Origin of the sequence: Rhizobium sp. C4 (assembly GCF_021026315.1) — a bacterium.
Lineage (GTDB): Bacteria > Pseudomonadota > Alphaproteobacteria > Rhizobiales > Rhizobiaceae > Ensifer_A.
In genome coordinates this window covers 20,264-39,713 of the sequence record NZ_JAJNCX010000004.1, presented here as the reverse complement: position 1 = coordinate 39,713, position 19,450 = coordinate 20,264, and the positions used below count along the sequence as shown (strand labels likewise).

At 61.1% G+C, this 19,450-nt stretch carries 19 protein-coding genes; 5 read left to right on the top strand and 14 right to left on the bottom strand.

Translation table 11 applies throughout. The annotated features are described in order from the left end of the window. The first annotated feature begins 21 nt into the window (after positions 1–21). Together LQK84_RS08870 and LQK84_RS08865 are read left to right on the top strand one after the other, a co-directional pair. Positions 22–954: an alpha/beta fold hydrolase gene (locus tag LQK84_RS08870; RefSeq protein WP_230828348.1), complete on the top strand. Its 933-nt coding sequence runs from the start codon at positions 22–24 to the stop codon at positions 952–954. Positions 955–1,050: 96 nt separating this feature from the next. After that, positions 1,051–2,697, top strand: a complete 1,647-nt coding sequence (locus LQK84_RS08865; RefSeq protein ID WP_230828347.1) for a thiamine pyrophosphate-binding protein — start codon at positions 1,051–1,053, stop codon at positions 2,695–2,697. Here the strand turns inward: LQK84_RS08865 and LQK84_RS08860 are convergent. The 6 genes from LQK84_RS08860 to LQK84_RS08835 all read right to left on the bottom strand — a co-directional run bounded on the left by LQK84_RS08860 (position 2,684) and on the right by LQK84_RS08835 (position 6,680). Then, entirely contained in the window at positions 2,684–3,040 is a 357-nt protein-coding gene (locus LQK84_RS08860) for a phosphoribosyl-ATP pyrophosphohydrolase (protein WP_230828346.1), read from the bottom strand. The two genes, LQK84_RS08865 and LQK84_RS08860, sit on opposite strands and share 14 nt — an antisense overlap. A 95-nt stretch (positions 3,041–3,135) precedes the next feature. Next, positions 3,136–4,125 (bottom strand): sensor histidine kinase, encoded by a 990-nt coding sequence (locus LQK84_RS08855; protein ID WP_230828622.1) that lies wholly within the window; start codon positions 4,123–4,125, stop codon positions 3,136–3,138. Positions 4,126–4,277: 152 nt separating this feature from the next. Continuing rightward, complete coding sequence (locus tag LQK84_RS08850) at positions 4,278–4,811, bottom strand: hypothetical protein (protein ID WP_230828345.1); 534 nt, start codon at positions 4,809–4,811, stop codon at positions 4,278–4,280. A gap of 165 nt (positions 4,812–4,976) precedes the next feature. Further along, positions 4,977–5,315 (bottom strand): TIGR01244 family sulfur transferase, encoded by a 339-nt coding sequence (locus tag LQK84_RS08845; RefSeq protein ID WP_230828344.1) that lies wholly within the window; start codon positions 5,313–5,315, stop codon positions 4,977–4,979. A gap of 102 nt (positions 5,316–5,417) precedes the next feature. Then, positions 5,418–5,759 carry a RidA family protein gene (locus LQK84_RS08840; protein ID WP_230828343.1) on the bottom strand — a complete coding sequence of 114 codons (342 nt, stop codon included), beginning with the start codon at positions 5,757–5,759 and terminating at the stop codon, positions 5,418–5,420. 87 nt (positions 5,760–5,846) lie between these two features. Continuing rightward, a complete protein-coding gene (locus LQK84_RS08835; RefSeq protein ID WP_230828342.1) occupies positions 5,847–6,680 on the bottom strand; it encodes a DUF4432 family protein in 834 nt (277 codons plus the stop codon). Between the two features lie 123 nt (positions 6,681–6,803). On the opposite strand from LQK84_RS08835, the gene LQK84_RS08830 reads away from it, so the two are divergent. Continuing rightward, the gene (locus tag LQK84_RS08830) at positions 6,804–8,288 is read left to right on the top strand and encodes a L,D-transpeptidase (protein ID WP_230828341.1); all 1,485 of its coding nucleotides are present in this window, start codon (positions 6,804–6,806) and stop codon (positions 8,286–8,288) included. Between the two features lie 114 nt (positions 8,289–8,402). Here LQK84_RS08830 and LQK84_RS08825 read toward each other — a convergent pair whose 3' ends face one another. The 8 genes from LQK84_RS08825 to LQK84_RS08790 form a co-directional block, all read right to left on the bottom strand. Then, positions 8,403–9,119 (bottom strand): ParA family protein, encoded by a 717-nt coding sequence (locus LQK84_RS08825; protein WP_230828340.1) that lies wholly within the window; start codon positions 9,117–9,119, stop codon positions 8,403–8,405. 314 nt (positions 9,120–9,433) lie between these two features. Next, positions 9,434–10,579, bottom strand: coding sequence for an iron-containing alcohol dehydrogenase (locus LQK84_RS08820; protein WP_230828339.1), 1,146 nt, complete (start codon positions 10,577–10,579; stop codon positions 9,434–9,436). 1 nt (position 10,580) lies between these two features. Continuing rightward, on the bottom strand, positions 10,581–11,963 hold the full coding sequence (locus tag LQK84_RS08815; protein WP_230828338.1) for an aldehyde dehydrogenase family protein: 1,383 nt from the start codon (positions 11,961–11,963) through the stop codon (positions 10,581–10,583). 15 nt (positions 11,964–11,978) lie between these two features. After that, positions 11,979–12,401 carry a type II toxin-antitoxin system VapC family toxin gene (locus LQK84_RS08810; protein ID WP_230828337.1) on the bottom strand — a complete coding sequence of 141 codons (423 nt, stop codon included), beginning with the start codon at positions 12,399–12,401 and terminating at the stop codon, positions 11,979–11,981. Further along, on the bottom strand, positions 12,388–12,819 hold the full coding sequence (locus LQK84_RS08805; protein ID WP_230828336.1) for a helix-turn-helix domain-containing protein: 432 nt from the start codon (positions 12,817–12,819) through the stop codon (positions 12,388–12,390). The genes LQK84_RS08810 and LQK84_RS08805 overlap by 14 nt, the downstream gene beginning before the upstream one ends. Positions 12,820–12,896: 77 nt before the next feature. Continuing rightward, complete coding sequence (locus LQK84_RS08800) at positions 12,897–14,264, bottom strand: glutamine synthetase family protein (RefSeq protein WP_230828335.1); 1,368 nt, start codon at positions 14,262–14,264, stop codon at positions 12,897–12,899. A 112-nt stretch (positions 14,265–14,376) separates the two neighbouring features. Continuing rightward, positions 14,377–15,927 (bottom strand): amino acid permease, encoded by a 1,551-nt coding sequence (locus tag LQK84_RS08795; RefSeq protein ID WP_230828334.1) that lies wholly within the window; start codon positions 15,925–15,927, stop codon positions 14,377–14,379. A gap of 48 nt (positions 15,928–15,975) precedes the next feature. After that, the gene (locus tag LQK84_RS08790; protein WP_230828333.1) at positions 15,976–16,791 is read right to left on the bottom strand and encodes an N-formylglutamate amidohydrolase; all 816 of its coding nucleotides are present in this window, start codon (positions 16,789–16,791) and stop codon (positions 15,976–15,978) included. Positions 16,792–17,056: 265 nt separating this feature from the next. On the opposite strand from LQK84_RS08790, the gene LQK84_RS08785 reads away from it, so the two are divergent. Beyond that, positions 17,057–17,959 carry a MurR/RpiR family transcriptional regulator gene (locus LQK84_RS08785; RefSeq protein ID WP_230828332.1) on the top strand — a complete coding sequence of 301 codons (903 nt, stop codon included), beginning with the start codon at positions 17,057–17,059 and terminating at the stop codon, positions 17,957–17,959. Positions 17,960–18,264: 305 nt separating this feature from the next. Continuing rightward, the gene (locus LQK84_RS08780) at positions 18,265–19,368 is read left to right on the top strand and encodes an ABC transporter substrate-binding protein (RefSeq protein WP_230828331.1); all 1,104 of its coding nucleotides are present in this window, start codon (positions 18,265–18,267) and stop codon (positions 19,366–19,368) included. Positions 19,369–19,450 lie beyond the last annotated feature (82 nt).

Here is a 19,450-nt window from a genome sequence, read left to right as displayed (position 1 = left end):
TCGCCCCACCGGAGGCCAGCCATGTTTGAGACAACCCAGTTCCTGAAGAGCCCGACGGGTGCCACCCTCGCCTTTCATACCGTCGAGGCGAGCACCACCGCGCGCGGCATTGTTCTCATTGCCCATGGCATGTCTGAACATTCCAGGCGCTATGCCCGTTTCGCAAACCATCTCGCCGCGCAAGGCTACCACGCCTATGCCTGGGACCATCGCGGCCATGGCGAAACAACGGCGCCCGATGCCGTGAAGGGCCAGTTTGCCCGCCGCGACGGGCTGGATATGGTGATCGCCGATACGATGGCCATCCGCGATATGGCCGCCGCGAACCATCCGGGCCTGCCCATCCTGCTCTTCGGCCATTCCATGGGCGCGATGATCTGCCTGAACACGGCGCTGAAGCATCCCGACGGTTTCGCAGGCTTCGCCGTCTGGAACTTCGACTTCGGCACCGCCTCCTCCGTGCCACTCATGCGCCTGCTTCTCGGCATCGAAAAATGGCTCAAGGGTTCGGACGTGCCGAGCAGCATCTTGCCGCGATTGACGTTCGAAGCCTGGGGCAAGGCGATCCCCGGCCACCGCACCCTGCTCGACTGGCTCTCCAGCATCCCGGCGGAGGTGGACGCCTATATCGCCGATCCGCTCTGCGGCTTCCCCTGCACCGTCTCACTCTGGTCCGATGTGGCGGATGGCGTCGTGCGCGGTGCGGACAAGGCCCATCTTTCCCGCATCCCGAAGGACAAGCCGATCATGCTGGTCGGCGGCGGCAAGGATCCGGCAACACGCGGCGCGAAGGGCATGCACTGGATGGAAGCTCGGATGCGGGCGCTTGGCTTTGCCGATATCTCAAAGCAGGTCTATCCCGACGCTCGACACGAAACGCTGAACGACACCGTGTCGGACCTTGCCACTGCTGACTTTCTGGCCTGGGCGAACCGCATCTGTCCTTCGCGTTGAGCCATCAAATTTCCTGATGGCGCCCGCTCAATGCTTCACGCAAAGCGCGATGATTGCTATTGGATTTCACGAAACGAAATGATCTGGAGACCGGGAATGAAGACGGGCGGCCAATTGATTGTCGAAGCGCTGGAAGCCAATGGCGTCGAGCGCGTGAGCCTCGTGCCGGGCGAAAGCTTCCTTGCGGTGCTCGATGCGCTGGCCGATAGCCCGATCGAGCAGATCATCTGCCGCCAGGAAGGTGGCGCCGCGATGATGGCCGACACCTGGGGTCGCCTGACCGGCAAGCCCGGCGTCTGCTTCGTCACCCGCGGCCCCGGCGCAACCAACGCTTCGGCCGGCCTGCATGTCGCACGGCAGGATTCGATCCCGATGATCCTCTTCATCGGACAGGTGCAGCGCGACGCCCGCGAGCGCGAGGCCTTCCAGGAAATTGAATATCGCCGCGCCTTCACCGAGGTCGCCAAATGGGTCGCCGAAATCGACGACGCCCGCCGCATCCCGGAATTCGTCACCCGCGCCTTTGCGGTCGCCACCTCCGGCCGTCCCGGCCCGGTCGTGCTGGCGCTGCCCGAAGACATGCTGACCGACACGGTCGACGCTGTTGCCGCCCGCCCCGCAACGCCCGTCGCAGCCTTCCCCGGTACAAGCCAGGTCGAAGAGTTCCGCAACCGGCTTGCCAAGGCCGAGCGCCCGTTCTTCATCCTCGGCGGCACGCGCTGGGACGAGACCTCGGTCGAGGCCTTTGCCGGTTTCGCCGAGCGCTGGGCCGTGCCTGTCGGCTGCTCCTTCCGCCGCCAGATGCTCTTTGATCACCTCCATCCCTGCTATGCCGGCGATATCGGGCTCGGCATCAATCCGGCACTCACCAAGGCCGTGAAGGACGCGGACCTGATCGTGCTGCTCGGCGGCCGCTTCTCGGAATCCCCCTCCTCCGGCTATACGCTGATGGATATCCCCTATCCGGCGCAGTCGCTCATCCACATCCACCCGGACCCGTCCGAACTCGGCCGCGTCTATCGCCCGGACCTCGCCATCTGCGCATCACCCACCGATTTCGTCGCAGCGATCCGCGATATCGAACCGGCCGCCGCCCCCGCATGGTCCTCACGCACCGAGGCGATGCACGGCGCATACCTTGCGTGGTCGACCCCGCCGGCTGCAGGCCCTGAAGGCGTCCACATGGGGGCGATCATGTCCTACCTCGAAGAAAACACCGCCGCCGACACGATCTTCACCAATGGCGCCGGCAACTACGCGACATGGCTCCACCGCTTCCGCCGCTTCCGGAAGTTCGGCACGCAATCTGCCCCCGCCTCCGGCTCGATGGGCTACGGCCTGCCGGCTGCGGTCGCCGCGAAGGCGCTGCATCAGGACCGCGAAGTCATCTGCTTTGCCGGCGATGGCTGCTTCATGATGCACGGCCAGGAATTCGCGACCGCCGTGCGCTACAATCTGCCGATCATCACGCTGCTGGTGAACAACTCGATGTATGGCACGATCCGCATGCATCAGGAGCGTGAATATCCCGGTCGCGTCAGCGGCACGGGCCTGACGAACCCCGACTTCGCGGATCTGGCCCGCGCCTATGGCGGCCATGGCGAGAAGGTGACGAAGACGGAAGACTTCGCAGCAGCGTTTGAACGCGCGCGGGCAAGCGGCAAGCCGGCGATCATCGAGATCATCCAGAACCCGGAAGCCATCACGCCGACCCGGACGCTGAGCGAAATCAGGGGGCAGTGACCGAAAGGTCGCCGCCACCCTCGTTCTGGTAGGCTGCAAGATGGCGCAGCCATTTGCGCTCGATGGCCGCTTCGATGTCGATCTCGTTGGCGCGCAGATAAAGCACGAACTGGCCGAAGAGATCGGCCGCTTCGTTTTCCAGCGCCTCGCGCGTGCCGCCGGAACCATCCTTGTTCGGCCGCGCCTGACCATTGAGCAGCAAATGCTCGGCCGTCAACTCGCCAAGCTCCTCAGTCAGCTTCAGAAGATACCATTCCGGCGTGCGGGTGATGTTGTGCGCGCGGGCGTAAAGCTCGCCCACTTCGCCAATCCGCTCGCTCAATTCCGCAAAGGTCGCGCTCATGTCTGCCCCTCGTGGGCCCGAATCTCTTTCGTTCCAGGAAGACTAGCCGCGCTTTGCGTCAGATTTGTTCAGCGACGCGCGGAGACTGACAACGTTCAGGCCGTGGCCGGCACGCGGCTCAGCGCCGCAAGCGAGGCGACCATTTTAAAACGCAGGCCGCCTTCGTCAAACTGCAAATCCGCATCGCCATCGATATAGCCGGAAAGCGCGCGCTTGATCATCTTGGTCCCGAAACCGGCATGTCGGGGCGCGGCCACGGCAGGCCCGCCCTTCTCAGTCCAGTTCAGCTCCAGCAAGTCGCGCTCGCCATCGCGCGCGGTCGTCCACACGACGTCGATATGGCCGCTCTCGTTGGAAAGCGCGCCGTATTTGATGGCATTCGTGACAAGTTCATGGAAGGTCAGCGCAAGCGCCAGACCGCATTTCGGAGACAGCGCCACATGCGGGCCCTCGATCGTGAAACGGCCACCCGCGTACCCCTCGAACGCCGCCTCGACGATCGCCTGCAATGTCGCCAGATGGTGATCCGTCTTCAGCAGGATTTCATGCGCGCGGCCGAGGCTTTGCAGCCGGGCAAGCAACGCCGACTTGGCGGTCATGATATCGTCGCCCGGCTTCAACGTCTGGTTTGCCGCCGCCTGAACCAGCGACAGGATATTCTTGATCCGGTGCGAAAGTTCCTGCCGCAGAAGGTTCTGCTGGTCCTCGAATTCCTTGGTCTGGGTGATGTCGCGCGACACGGAAAGGAGGTTTTCAACAGAGCCGTCCTCGGCAAAGATCGGCGAGACCTTCACGTCCCAATAGCGCCTCCGACCCTTGGCCGTGTTGGCATAGCCGCTGAAGCGATAGCATCGGCCCGCCTTCGCCTCCTCTATCGCCTTGGCGATATCGCCATGCGATGGGTCGGGCCAGAATGACGGCCAGGAACAGCCCTTCATGACATCGAAGTCATCGACATCCATCACACGCTGACCGCCCTCGCTCATGAACAGAAGGGCGCCGTCGAGACCGATGATCTTGATGCAGTCTTCCGACGCGGCCAACGCCGCGCTGACGAACCGTTCGTTTTCAATAGACGCTGACATCACGTTGGGGCACCCGGCAGACACTCACTGTGATGTGGTTTATATCTTGCATAAAATCAAGTATATAATTAGCTGCATTCATTAGGAGCCTCTTGTGAGCTTCACAAGACTGTCCCAATACAGGCACTTCTCCGCTTAAAAGGCTATTTGCGTCAACCAGCTGCGGCGGCAAATTGATAGGCGCCGATCTCATCGAACTGCACGCCGAACACCCCGTTTCCGCCCTGCTGCAGGGCATATTGCGTATTCGCGCCCTGGCTTTGCTTGGCGAAGATTGCAAAGCCTGAATCGTCGGCGTCGCCGTCATTTTCCGTATCGGATGTGCCGGTTTCGCCCGAAAGCAGGGAGAGGATAGAGGCAGCACTTCCCGACCCATTGCCGCCGTTCAGCCCTTCGCCCTGTGCACCCTGTGGCGGCGGACCGGGAGGCGGGCCGCCAATGGGCATACCCGCGGGCGGCATGCCGTCCGCGCCAGTCGGGCCGGATACGGCAGAACCGGCATCGCTGGACTGGGAAGCCTTGTTTACCAGGAAATCGCCGACGCGGGCAGCAAAGCCCTGCGACTGGGCCGCCGTCACCTCGACTGAGGGGATGGAAATCTTCTTCTGCTTCTCTTCCTGCTCGCGCGGGGAAGCAACGGACGTGCTGACGCCCTGCGCGCGCTGCACGGAGACAGAATTCAACACGGAAGAAATAGCCGAAATCACCCGACGCCCCCTCGCCGGACAAAGCCGGCGCCATCACGATGCCGACGAGCCTTCATGGCCCGGCCGGAACCGCGACACATCATGCAACCGGTTGATTAAAACTTTATCAATCGGCCGGATTGCAGGGACTTCAAAGGATGACTTTCAGCCGCGCAGGTGCTGCGTCTGCTGGTAAACCGCCGTCGAGCGGGCGCCGGAGCGGCAATAGCCGAGCATCGGACGCGGAAATTCATCCAGCGCATCGACCATCATGCGCACGGAATCCGCCGTCACGCCGGCAGGGCCAACCGGGATATGAGCGATCATCAGGCCAAGCTCGTCGGCGCGCGCCGCGATGTCGGCGAATTCCGGCTGATCGGGTTGCTCATGGTCGGGGCGATGGCACACGATGGACTTGAAGCCCTGAGCCTTGATCGAATCGAGGTCCTCGACAGAAATCTGACCGGTGACCGAATATTCGTCGTTGATCTGCCTGATATCCATAACGCGTTCTCCCTGCCCTGCTGCGTAACGCCGGGCTCGACGAAGTTCAATTCAGTTTGCCGACCGCTGCACATTTGCTGCGGCCGGCAGAAACGTCAATGCTCAGAGAGCAGCCGTGACGATGAATTCGACCTTGTAGTCCGGCGTGGCCAGCGCTGCCTGGCTGGTCGCGCGCGCCGGCGGATTGGCCGGATCGATCCAGGCTTCCCACACAGCGTTCATTTCGCCGAAGGTCGACATGTCGGAGAGGTAGATGATCGTCTGCAGGATCTTCGACTTGTCCGAGCCGGCAAGAGCCAGCAGACGGTCGACTTCAGCCAGGGCCGACTTCGACTGATCCGTCACGGACGTGCCTTCGCCAACCTGGCCGGCGAGATAGACCGTGTTGCCATGGACGACAGCTGCGCTCATGCGCTTGCCGGGCTCGATACGCTTGATGGACATTTCGTCTCTCCTGAATGCGAAAAAAGATGCGGAAAGCGGCCTAGCCTTCCTTCCGCCCGGCGTCAACCATATGCCGCGCGCAGCACCTCACGCAAAGGCAAAACGCAGGCCATAGTCGCGAGATTCCCCGGGCTGCAGCAGCGCCATGGCATCGGCGGCGGCAAGCTCGGCGCGCGGCTTCCAGTCATGCGAGGCGGGCTCGATGCCAACGACGCAAGCCGGACGGCTCTCGTTACGCCACATCTGCAGATAAGGCAGCGTCGCGGTGTCGAAATCAACGCGCAGCGTCAGCCCGCCTGCCCCGGCAATCGGGCCGAGACGCAGCGTCGCATGCCCCTGCTCGCCGCCGGCCGGCACGCAGAACACGTAATTGTCACCCTCGCCGAACTGCCAGGAAACCGGCACCTTGCCGACCATGTCACCGGACACTTGAGTCCTGGCGTCGAAATTCTTCGCCCCGAGGTTCATGTGATACATGAGCATCGGCGCAAACGGCTTCGAGCCAGCATTGGTGACGCGGTCGTTGAGCGAAACAGCCCCTGTCACCCCATCGATGTGCCAGCGCCGCTCCAGACGGGCGAGGCCGCCATCGGCCAGCCGTACCATCACGGTGGCGCGTGCCGTCGAGGAAAGCCGCCCGTTGCGAAACTCGGTCACCTCCGCGGGACAGGCCGAGAACGAGCCATGCAGAGGATATTTCTTGCCTTCGACACTCTCAACCGGTTCCGGGTGACGGATATGGTCAGGCCCGCAGGTAAAAAGAAAGCCTTCCAGCGAATGATCGATGCGCGGGTCGCCGTCATCCGGAATGGCCCGACCGGGCGACAAGTCGGCCCCGCCGACAATCAAACTGCCAATATCGAAGACGGAGTTTTCGTCGAGAAAAAGGCGCGGCCCCCGCGCGGCATAGAGTTCCAGCATGGCAGTGTTCCCTCGAAATAAGGGCCCTTGATAAGCCAAACCGGCAGCCCTGCAAACGGCCTTAACGAAAAATTGATGGTCAATATTTCCTTAACATGTTGAAAATACCATATAAAGGTCGAAATGTCCGGCTATCAGGCCTCAATATTGTCACGATTCACGGTGTTCTCTGTGCGCTCCTTCCGTCTTGCTTTTGCAGTTTCAGCCCTCACGCTCGCCGGCCTTGCCGCCATTCCGGCTCAGGCACAGCAGGCCTCTGGTCGTGGCGATACGGTGCTGGTGACGCCGGAAGGCGACATTCTCGACTATATCCCAGAACAGGGCGCCGTGACGTTTCGCCGTGACGCCTATGGCCGACGGGTGCTTGTCGACCGCGATGGCTACATCGTTGCCACCGAAATGCCCGCATCCCGGGTCGCCCCGCGGGCCGCGAACCCGCGCGACCGTGGTTTCGGCATGGATGCCGCACCGTGGGATCCGGGCTATGATGACAATCGCCGCGCCAGCCAGGGCGGCCTGAACGACGACAATCTCGCGACCGGCACCATCCCCCGCGGCCGTTTCGGCAATGACGGCGATGTGTCGCGCCAGCCGCTTCCGAATGACCCCGCGACCCTGCCGGGCGATCGCCAGCGCCAGTCGGTCGACGGTTTCGACAATCCCGACAACACCCAGACCGCATCGATCGGTCCCAACGATGCACCGGCCAACGACCTGCCGGAAGCGCTGGAAAGCCCTGCCCCGAAGCTCAACCTCACCGGCAAGTCGCGCGCCGAAATCGCTGCCCTTCAGGTCTATCTCGACCGCATGGGCATGTCGCCGGGCGTGATCGACGGCAAGAAGGGCTCGAATGTCGACAAGGCGCTGCATGCCTATGAAGTGACCACGGGCGACAAGATCGATCCGCGCAATTCCGAGGACATCATGAACCGGCTCGCCACCGGCGGCGGCCTGCCCTTCATGGACTACACGATCACCCCGACGGATGCCGCCGGCCCCTATGTCGCCTCGATCCCGGAAGACTATTCGCAGAAGGCGACCATGCCCTCGATGGGCTACACGTCGGTGACGGAAATGCTCGCCGAACGCTTCCACATGGACGAAGACTATCTGAAGGAACTGAACCCCGGCGTCGACTTCAACACGCCCGGAACGATCGTCAAGGTCGCCAATCCGGGGCCGGTCAAGACCGGCCAGGTGACGCGCATCGTCGCCAACAAGGCAATCAAGGAAGTGCAGGCCTTCGACGCGCAGGGCAACCTCGTCGCCGTCTACCCGGCCTCCATCGGCTCGGCTGACACGCCCTCGCCGTCCGGCACGCATACCGTGGCGCGCGTCGCCTTCAATCCGAATTACACCTATAATCCGAAGATCAATTTCACGCAGGGCAACAACACCAAGGTGCTGACCATTCCGCCGGGTCCGAACGGCCCGGTCGGCAATGTCTGGATCGCCCTGGACAAGCCCACCTACGGCATCCACGGCACGCCCGAACCGTCCAAGATCGGCAAGACCCAGAGCCATGGCTGCGTGCGCCTGACCAACTGGGATGCGCAGGAACTTGCCAAGATGGTCAAGCCCGGCACGATCGTTCAGTTCATCGACTGATCGAAATAAAAGAGCGCCGAAACCCCATTGAGGTTCCGGCGCTCGGAGAATTCACGGTCATCAAGCACCTGGGTTCATCGCCCTCAAACAGTGCTTCGCGTCATGGAGCGGCTATCACGCCGCCCGCTGCCGCATGCGCGCTGCAAGACCCAGCGGCTGTTCGCGGCGCTTGGCCGGCAGCAGACGCTTCAGTTCCAGCGCCAGCACGCGGGCATTCTCGCGTGCCTTGTCGAGATTGGTGATGCGGGCGGGATCGGCCTTGTGCAGCATCGTTCCGAGATCGAAGATGTCGCGGAAGGCGGAACGTTCGAAGATCGGTGTCTCCAGAACATTCACGCCGCGCGAGACCAGCAGGTCCTTGATCGCCGTGAGCGCCCGGGTCGTTGCAATGGAACTCACCCGCGTCAGCACGACGGAATGCGGGATCGAGATCTTCGCCTGGTTCTTCATATGCGCCAGCAGTTCGATGACCTGCGCCGCCCCCTTGGCGTCCATCGCACAGCCCTGAACCGGGATCAGCACATGGTCGGAGAGACCGAGCGCGGTTGCCAGCAGCGGATCGCGCTGGCCGGGAAGATCGATGATGAAGAAATCGATCTGGTCGCGCATCTCGCGGATATGCGTCTGCAGCGAAGCGACCGTCACTTCGGAGATGACCGTCAGGCTCGGATCCTTGCCGCCGGTTTCGTACCAGTTGGTGATCCACTTCTGCGGATCGGCGTCGAGAACCGCGACACGATAGCCCTGGCGGACATATTCAGATGCCAGCAGCAGTGCCGCCGTCGTCTTGCCTGCGCCGCCCTTTGTATTTGCAAGTGAAATGACTGGCATTCCAAACCCCCTAATCGGTCCGCCGGAACCCCATCCGGCTTGAAGGACCATGCATGTCGATCGCTGCTTCGCGACAGGTATACATTGCGTAAATCATGGTTAACGGAGACTTAAGGCCGACTGCAGCAATTAACGATCCGCCAACGAAATGCCGACGCAACACACGAATCTCGAACAAGCTGGAAAAGCCTGTGCAGATTGGCTTACGCAAGGCTGGAGCAACATGGGAGAAGCGCGGTCCAACACTCTCCATCCACAACGAAAAACGCCCGCGCGTGAGCACGGGCGTTCAATTTTGCGCAGGAAAACGCCGATCAGATGGATTCGAGGAAGAGCTTCTTCGCCGCCTCGACCGTCAACTCGACCGGGTTGCCACCCGTCGACGGATCGGCCACGGCCATGACGGACATCTCGTCAATGCGGTCCGTCTTGACGCCGAGGGCTGCCAGCTTGTCCGGAATGCCGAGCGTTTCGCGCAGTTCCAGCACCAGATCGTAGAAGCCGTTGAAGCCCCCTGCGATGCCGAGATAGGCAGCAGCGGAAGCAATCCGATCCTCGATCGCCGGACGGTTGAAGCGCAGCACCGGCGGCATGACGACGGCATTCGTCGTGCCGTGATGCGTATGGTAGATCGCGCCGACCGGGTGGCTCAGCGAGTGGATTGCACCAAGACCCTTCTGGAAGGCGACGGCCCCCATGGCGGCGGCCGACATCATGTGCGTGCGGGCCTCGATATCCGTCCCGTCCTTGTAGGCGCGCGGCAGATATTCCTTCACCAGACGCATGCCTTCGAGCGCAATGCCCTGGCTCATCGGATGGTAGAAGGGCGAGGAATAGGCCTCGAGGCAATGCGCAAACGCATCCATGCCCGTGCCGGCCGTGATGTGCTTCGGCATGCCCACCGTCAGTTCCGGATCGCAGATCGTGACACCCGGCAGGAACTTCGGATGAAAGATGATCTTCTTCGTTTCCGTCACGGAATTGGTGATGACGGAAGCGCGTCCGACTTCCGAGCCGGTTCCGGCCGTCGTCGGCACCGCTACGATGGGGGCAATGCCCTCGACAGACGCACGCGTCCACCAGTCGCCAACATCCTCGAAATCCCATACCGGACGCGTCTGGCCGGCCATGAAGGCCACGCATTTGCCGAGGTCGAGGCCCGAGCCGCCGCCGAAGGCGACGACGCCGTCATGACCACCATCCTTGAAGGCCTTCACGCCGGCTTCGAGGTTCTTCTCGTTCGGGTTCGGATCGACGTCGGCGAAGATCGCCCGGCCGAGACCGCCGGCTTCGAGAATATCGAGCGCCTGTTTCGTGATCGGCATGGTCGAAAGACCGCGATCAGTGACAAGAAGCGGCTTCTTCATGCCGAGCGACTTGCAGTGATCGGCCAGTTCCTTGATGCGCCCTGCCCCCATCTTGACGAGGGTCGGGTAGCTCCAGTTTGCAGTAATCGACATCTTAAAGTGCCTTCTTGAGGTGATAGGATTTCGGGCGGGTCAGGTTGTGGAAGCCTATGATGGAGAGCGAGCCGCCACGGCCCGTATCCTTGCAGCCTGTCCAGCACAGGCCCGGATCGACATAGTCGGCGCGGTTCATGAACACCGTGCCGGTTTCCAGATCGCGGCCGAGACGGGCAGCGCGTTCCGCATCCTTCGTCCAGAGCGAAACGGTGAGACCGTATTTGCAGTCGTTCATCAGTTCGAGCGCTTCGGCATCATTCTTCACCTTCATGATGCCGACAGCCGGACCGAAGGTCTCTTCGCGCATGATCTCCATCGAGTGATCGACATCGACGAGGATCTGCGGCGCGATATAGGCGCCGCCATCGTCAGCCGGGAAGAGCTTCGGATCGACCAGCGCCTTGGCGCCCTTCGACACGGCTTGAGCGATCTGCTCGCGCACGGTCGCGGCAAAGCGCTTGTGCGCCATCGGGCCGAGCGTCGTTTCCTTGTCGAGCGGATTGCCGAGCTTGTAGTTGGACACCCAGGCGACCGACTTCTCGACGAATTCGTCATAGAGGTTTTCGTTCACATAGATGCGCTCGATGCCGCAGCAGCACTGGCCGGAATTGTAGGTCGCGCCATCCATCAGCGTATCGACGGCCGCATCGAGATCCGCATCTTCCATCACATAGCCCGGATCCTTGCCGCCAAGCTCAAGGCCTGTACCAGTGAAGGTGCCGGCAGCCGCACGCTCGATATTGCGCCCACCTTCGACGGAGCCCGTGAAGTTGATGAAGTTGAACGAGCTGGCAGCAATCAGCTTCGTCGTCGTGTCATGGTCGAGGAAGACATTCATGAACACGTCTTCCGGAACGCCCGCCTCATTGAAGGCCTGAACGAAACGTTCGCCGACCAGCAGCGTCTGCGACGCATGTTTAAGCACGACCGTATTGCCCGCCATCAGCGCAGGTGCAATCGTGTTGAGCGCGGTCATGTAGGGATAGTTCCACGGCGCGATGACGAAGACGACGCCATGAGCTTCACGCTCAATATAGCGCTCGAACTTGTCCGAGCTTTCGACGACCAGCGGCGCCAGCGCATCGGCGGCAATGGTCGCAACATAGTTGGAACGCTCGTTGAAGCCCTTGAACTCGCCGCCATAGCGAACCGGGCGGCCCATCTGCCAGGCGAGTTCTTCAACCACGACATCGGCCATTTCATTCAGCCGCGCCACGCCCTTCAGCACCAGCTGCACACGCTCTTCCAGCGGGCGCTTCGCCCAGGACTTCTGCGCCTTGCGGGCGCGGGCGACTGCTGCAGCCGCATCGTCGTAACTCATCGCCGGACGTTCGGCATAGACCGAACCGTCAACCGGCGAAATGCATCGGATCATCGTCATCTTTCACTGCTCCAGTTAACAGGCCAAAACCTTCACATGGCCTGCCGCGCCATAGGCAAGAACTGCCCGGTCGCGGGTAATAATGGTCAAATCATGTTCGCGCGCGGTGGCGACGAGAATTCGGTCGGCTGGGTCACCCTGCAGCGGCTCTGGCAGGAAACAGGACGCCACCAAAATTTCCGCCGTCGCCGGCAAGACATCGGCTCCGAACCGTGCGATTGCCTCGTCGAACCAGGGGAGCGGTGCACGTGTCAGATGAAGCCGGCCTTTCGACACGAGTTTCGCGACCTCCCATGCGGAAAATGCTGAAACAAAAATCCCTATCGAGTCCGGCGTTCCGGCAGATAATACCCGCACGACCTCCTCGCTAACTTGTTCTCCGTTCGCCAGGAAGATGACGGCGCACGTATCCAGCAGATACCTCTCATTCGTCATCATAAAGCTTCGCCCATTCGGGATCGGCCGGTTCCGTCAAGTCCACACCCGGGGGAATCGTGATCGTTCCCTTCATGCAGCCGCGAACACGCTCATAATAACTCTTGGGCTCTCCATCCTCCTGCCCGCGACGCAGAAGTGCGCGTTTCTCGGTGTAGCCACCGACTGGCTCATCCACCACAAACCCCTCCTGCCCCTTCTCCGCGAAGCCAGCCACCTCGCCACGCCGACGTGCCGCCACCTCGTTGATGGAAACCCCGAGATAGTCGGCAATGCCGTCCTGCTCATCCGCACTCATCTTCCGCTCACCCTTGAGCATCCGCGACACCGCGCTGGGATCGAGTCCAAGGGCGCGCGCCATGGCGCGCACCGATCGCCCGTCCTTCTCCAGCTGACGATAGAACCATTCGCTATCGATCATGCGACACCTCCTTCGGGTTCACTCATGACATTGCGAAAATAGCATCGCGTGGAGATTTCAGCAACGCTCCGTTGCGATTATGCCCGTTCGAAGCCGCGCGCCACCTCCCAGTCCGTGATCTTGCGATCGTATTCTTCCTGCTCCCACTCGGCCGCGCGCACATAGTGATCGACCACACCATCGCCGAATGCCGAGCGCAGCAGCTGAGACTTGTTGAGCGCATCCGTCGCCGCGCGAAGCGTCTTCGGAACCTCGCGGATCTCGCCCGCCTTGTAGGCATCGCCCGTGAAGGGATCTTCGAGCGTCATCTGCTTTTCGATGCCGTCGATGCCGGCGGCCAGAAGCGCTGCGAGCGCCAGATAGGGGTTGAGGTCCGAGCCACCGACGCGGCACTCGATACGGATCGACTTCGAGCCCTCGCCGCACAGGCGATAGCCGGCGGTGCGGTTGTCCTTAGACCAGATCGCCTTGGTCGGAGCAAACGTGCCGGCCACAAAGCGCTTGTAGGAGTTGATATAGGGCGCGAGGAAATAGGTCACCTCCTCGGCATGCGCCAGCAGGCCCGCCACATAGTGCTCCATCATCTTCGACATGCCATAGCGGCCGTTCGGATCGTAGAACATCGGCTTGCCGTCGAGCGACCAGAGCGACTGGTGGATATGGGACGAACTGCCGGCCGCCGCATTGCTCCACTTGGCGAGGAAGGTGATCGCCTTGCCGCGCGCCCAGGCGATTTCCTTGGCGCCGTTCTTCACGATCGCATGCTGGTCGGCGGTCACGACCGCTTCGTCATACTTGACGTTGATCTCTTCCTGCCCGGCAGATGCCTCGCCCTTGGAATTCTCGACCGTGATGCCGGCGCCATAAAGCCCGTTGCGGATGGCCCGCATCACGTCTTCTTCCTTGGAGGTCTGGAAGATGTGGTAATCTTCGTTGTAGCCGGAGGCCAGCCGCAGGTCGCGATAGCCGCTTTCCCGCGCGTCGTCATAGGTCTGGTCGAAGAGGAAGAATTCGAGTTCGGTCGCCATATAGGCCTTGAGGCCCATCGCTTCGAGCCGCTTCACCTGCTTCTTCAGGATGGCGCGCGGCGAATGCGGAACCTCTTCATGCGTGTGATGATCGAGCACGTCGCAGATGACCATGGCGGTGCCTTCGAGCCACGGAATGCGCCTGAGCGTCGAGAGGTCGGGCTTCATCGTGTAGTCGCCGTAGCCCGCTTCCCAGCTCGTCGCCTTGTAGCCCGGGACCGTCTCCATCTCCATGTCGGTCGCCAGCAGATAGTTGCAGCTATGCGTTTCATGCCAGCCGCTGTCGAGGAAATACTGCGCGTGGAAGCGCTTGCCCATGAGCCGACCCTGCATATCGACCTGCACGGCCAGAACGGTATCGATCCGGCCCTCCGCAACGTCCGTCTTCAAGGTCTCGAAATCGTATTTGGAGCTCATCAGAAGCTGTCCCTGTTCCCTGTCGGCCGCTCGCGGGCCCGTTTTGTCATTCTTGATTGGATGCGCTCCGGCCAGCGATGGCCGGAGCGCTCTTTGTTATCGAGACGTAGTCTCAGGCTTCGCCGACGGCGTGCTCGGCCGCAGCAATGTCTGCCTGACGCTTGGCCACTTCCTCACCGATCGGCGGGCCCTTGAAGCGCTTGTTTTCAAACGCAAGCCAGACGATCGCCGTCAGGACAAGGAAGCCAACCGTGATCGGCAGCGCCCAGTCGTTCGGTGCCTGGATCCCGATGAAGAAGATCAGCACCATGGCGATGATGGTCAGGAAAGCCACCAGCTTGTAGGCCCCGACGCCCATGTTCCACTCACCCATCTTCGACCACTTCGGACCGCCGATGGCGACAATGCCGAGTGCGATCGGCAGCGCGAAGGAGAGGAAGAGGAAGATGACGGTGCAGGACACCACGATCGAGTAGGCAGGCGTGCCGGCAATGGTGATGGCCGACGTGAACCAGACGAACAGAACCGAGAGGATCGAGCCGACCCAGATGGCGGCAACCGGCGTGCGATACTTCGGGCTGACCTTGGCCAGCGCCGAGGAACCCGGCAGGCCCTTGTCACGCGAGAAGGCGAACATCATGCGCGACAGCGACGTGACAGTCGCAAGACCGCACAGGAACTGCGAGATGAAGATCAGGAAGTAGAGAATATCCTTCATGATCGGGTTCATCTGGCTGTCCATGGCCCAGAAGAAGACGTTCCAGCCCTGCTTGGCAGCATCATCCATGTTCGGGATCATGAGCACGAACGAGCACAGCATGATGTAGCCGAAGAGCGACGACCACAGCACGGCGGAGATCATGCCGCGCGGCACCGACGTGGAGGCCTTGATCGTCTCTTCAGACGTGTGCGCCGAGGCGTCGTAGCCTGTAATCGTGTAGATCGGCAGCAGCAGGCCAAGACCGAATGCCATCAGCGTCGAGACCTGGTTCGGCCAGACCCCGCTTGCGCCTTCCGTGCCGGTGTAGTTGGCGAAGGTGAAGAGACGGCCGATGTCATAGCCGGGTGCGGCAACCAGGCAAGCCACGGTCAGAAGGATCGCGGTTGCGAAGATGAGATAACCGGAAAAGTCGGTGAGCTTTGCCGTCAGGCCGATGCCGAAATGATTGATCAGAGCCTGAAGGGCGGTGATGGCCGCAACGAAGAGCACGCGCACAAGCAGCGTATCCTGCATGCCGAAATAGCCGCCGAATGCACCGAAGAAGAAATAGTACGTGCCGACGTTGATCGCGCCAAGCACCGTCACGAGACCAAGAAGGTTCAGCCAGGCGGCAAGCCAGCCGGTAAAACGGTTACCGAGGATCGAGGCCCAGTGGTAAAGGCCGCCGGCCGTCGGATAGGACGATGCGATCTGGGCGAGCCCGAGTGCGAAGATGCCGGAAATGGCGCAGCCGACAAGCCAGCCGATGCCGATAGCCGCTCCGCCAACGCCCGAAGTCGCCTGTCCGAGCGAATTGATGCCGCCGGAGAGGATGCAGATGATCGAGAAGGAAATGGCGAAGTTCGAGAACGAACTCATTCGCCGTTCGAGTTCCTGGGCATAGCCCATGGAATGCAGAACCGCGAGGTCCTGCTTCTTGTCTGTTTCTGAGTAGTCACCCATGGTTTCAGTTCCCCTGTTTGCGTCGTTGCGACGCCAATGTCGTCCAGTTCAATTTTGGTGGCTTCTGACATTCACGAAGGTCTTGTTGTTCTTGTCCTGCTGGCCGATCGCTGCGGCGATCAGCTCCGACAGGTAACCAGCCATGACCCCTTGGCCGGTTTGATCTGCAATAAGGTCATTTCTGACCTCGATCATCACATTCGGAATTCCGCGGGAAATTCCGTGGAGAATGAGACTGTGCGTCACACCGTCAGCCGGGCCGTAAGGCTCGTTGCGGCGCACGTCATGACGGTTGCCTGATGCAGCGGCCGACAGAATATCATCGGCAAACCGTGCATCGGCATCATGCAGAATGCCCACTTCGACCGCACGCGGCTTGCCGAAGTAGACAGGCGTGAAACTGTGAACAGTGATCAGCGAAGTTGCAAGCCCCGCGCCCGTTCGCTCGTCGATCAGCGTCGAAACAGCAGAATGGAAGGGCCGATAGAGCGCCCGGGTTCTGGCAAGGCGCTCGGCCCCGTCGACGTTTTCATTGGCGGGAACCGTGTAGATCTCGCTCTTCATCGGCATCGCAGCTGAAGATTCCGGTGGGCGGTTGCAGTCATAGACCAGGCGGGAAAACTTCTGGAAGACGAGCGGACTGTCGAACTGCTGGGACAGAAGACGGGCCACGGCAAGCGCACCCGGGTCCCAGGCGATGTGGGAGCGAAGGGCCTCCTCGCTCAGCCCCATATCCCCCATGGAGCGCGGCAGCGTTGCGGATGCGTGTTCGCAGACGATGACGAAGGGCCCCCTGCCCCCGGCCAGCTCGATGCCGACAGGCTCTCCCTCGTCCGGTGAAAGAACGCATTCCCACTTGCGCATCGTCAAATCCCAGAACCCCAATCCTGAAAAATGTTCTTCAAAAAAAGATCGATGTCAATTCGCTTTTGAAATTATCTTTTCAAGAAATTGCTCGTTGACTTGGTGGACGTTCATGCGTTTAGTTTTGTGACAATGTCGGCGTAAGATCGGCTGAGGGCGACGACCAAGGTCCAGACCATGGTCGGGTCCGCCAAGGCTCAAGAAAAACGGTGGGGACCGGCACGCATTCCATTGCGGCACGCTTCGCCAGAGGGTGAACATATCTGTGACCGGAAACTTGAAAACAGTTTCGGACATCATCGGCGCGAGCTACGACACGCTCACGCGGGCCGAGAGGCAATTGGCTGAAACGCTTCTCGACAACTACCCGGTGTCCGGTCTCGTGTCGATTACGGCGCTTGCGGAGAACGCACGCGTATCGACCCCGACGGTTGTCCGCATGGTCCAGAAGCTCGGGTTTTCGGGCTTTCCCGATTTCCAGTCGCGCCTGCATCACGAGCTGGAAGAGACGATCTCCAACCCGATTTCCAAGCATGACCGCTGGGCGGCCAATGCGCCGGGAACGCATATCCTCAACCGTTTCGCCGACGCCGTCGTCGCCAACATGCGCGACAGCCTCGCCGACATCTCGATTTCGGACTTCGACCGCGCGGCGTCCGAGCTTTCGAACAGAAAGAAGCCGGTCTATCTCGCCGGCGGCCGCATCACGCATGCGCTGGCCGACTATTTCTTCACGCATCTGCAGGTGATCCGCTCGGGCGTCACGCTGATTTCGACCAACCGCAGCACATGGCCGCAATATGTCTTGAACATGCGGCCCGGCAACATCCTCGTCCTCTTCGACATCCGCCGCTACGAGCAGGAGATGGAGACGATGGCGAAGATCGCCGCTGAGCGCGGCATCTTCATCATTCTCTTCACCGACACCTGGGGCTCGCCGATCGTCAAGCATGCCAAGGTCGTCTTCCGGCTGAATATCGAAGTCCCCTCCGCCTGGGATTCCTCCGTCATGACACTGGTCCTGGTGGAAGCGCTGATCGAGGCGGTGCAGAGCGCCAACTGGGATTCGACGCGCGAGCGCATGAGCGATCTGGAAGAGCTTTTCGACACGACAAGCCTGTTCAGGAGACCAATCAGGAGAGAAAAGCGGGGGAAGCAACAGAACTGACTTTAGAGCAGTTCCAGCGAAAGTGGAAACCGGTTTCGCGTCCGGAACTGCGCAAAAACAAAGAGTTAGAGCGTTTCAGTGTTTCCGTTGAACACTGAAACGCTCTAGAGCAATTTCCAGCAAAAGTGCGAAGCGGTTTTGCGTCCGGAATTGCGTTCAGCGAAGAGATGGAGCGCTTCAACGTTTCGAATAAACACTGAAGCGCTCTGGGACAGGCTTTTGGACTGTCACACAAACGTTATGCATAACCAATATTCGACCGACAACCGTGCGGGCAGACCGCCGGCATCCAAGAGGAGAAGAACATGTTCGAGACGTCTCTCAAAGTCCTGTCGCTGACGACTGCGATTGCCATCGCAACCGGCAGCGTCGCGCAGGCTGGCGCCATGGAAGATCTGGTTGCAGCAGCCAAGAAGGAAGGCACGCTGACCACGATCGCGCTTCCGCACGACTGGTGCAACTACGGCGGCGCCATCGAAGGCTTCAAGAAGAAGTACGGCATCGCCGTCAACGAACTGAACCCCGATGCCGGCTCGGGCGACGAAATCGAAGCCATCAAGGCCAACAAGGGCAATACCGGCCCGCAGGCTCCCGACGTGATCGACGTCGGTCTCTCCTTCGGCCCGCAGGCCAAGAAGGACGGCCTGATCCAGCCTTACAAGGTCTCCACCTGGGCTGAGATTCCGGACACCGCCAAGGATGCCGAAGGCTACTGGTATGGCGACTACTACGGCGTCATGTCGCTGCTGGTGAACAAGGACCTCGTGAAGAACATTCCGAAGGACTGGGCCGACCTGCAGAAGCCGGAATATGCCAACATGGTTGCCCTTGCCGGTGACCCGCGTCAGGCAAACCAGGCCATCTCCGGCGTCTTCGCCGCTGGTCTTTCCGCATCGAACGGCGACGTTGGCAAGGCTGCCGACGCCGGTCTCGAGTTCTTCAAGAGCCTGAATGCTGCCGGCAACTTCGTTCCGGTCATCGGCAAGGCTGCTCCGTTCGCTCAAGGAACCACGCCGATCATCGCCGCCTGGGACTATAACGCCATGAGCTGGGGCGAAAGCCTCAAGGGCAACCCGCCCTACCAGGTCGTCGTTCCGGCCTCGGGCGTCGTCGCCGGCGTTTACGTTCAGGCGATCTCGGCTTACGCCCCGCACCCGAACGCTGCCAAGCTCTGGATGGAATATCTCTATTCGGACGAAGGCCAGATCGAATGGCTGAAGGGCTTCTGCCACCCGATCCGCTTCAACGCCATGGCAAAGGCTGGCAAGATCCCGGCTGACCTGCTGGCCAAGCTGCCGCCGGCTGAGGCCTATGCGAAGGCCGTGTTCCCGACGCTCGAAGAACAGGCTGCCTACAAGAAGACGATCACCGAAGGCTGGGACAAGGTCGTCGGCGCCAACGTCAAGTAAGGCCTGATCACTCAGGACAAGGCTTCCCCGGGACACCGGGGGAGCCGATCAAACGACCCGAAACGGGTCGACAATCATAAAA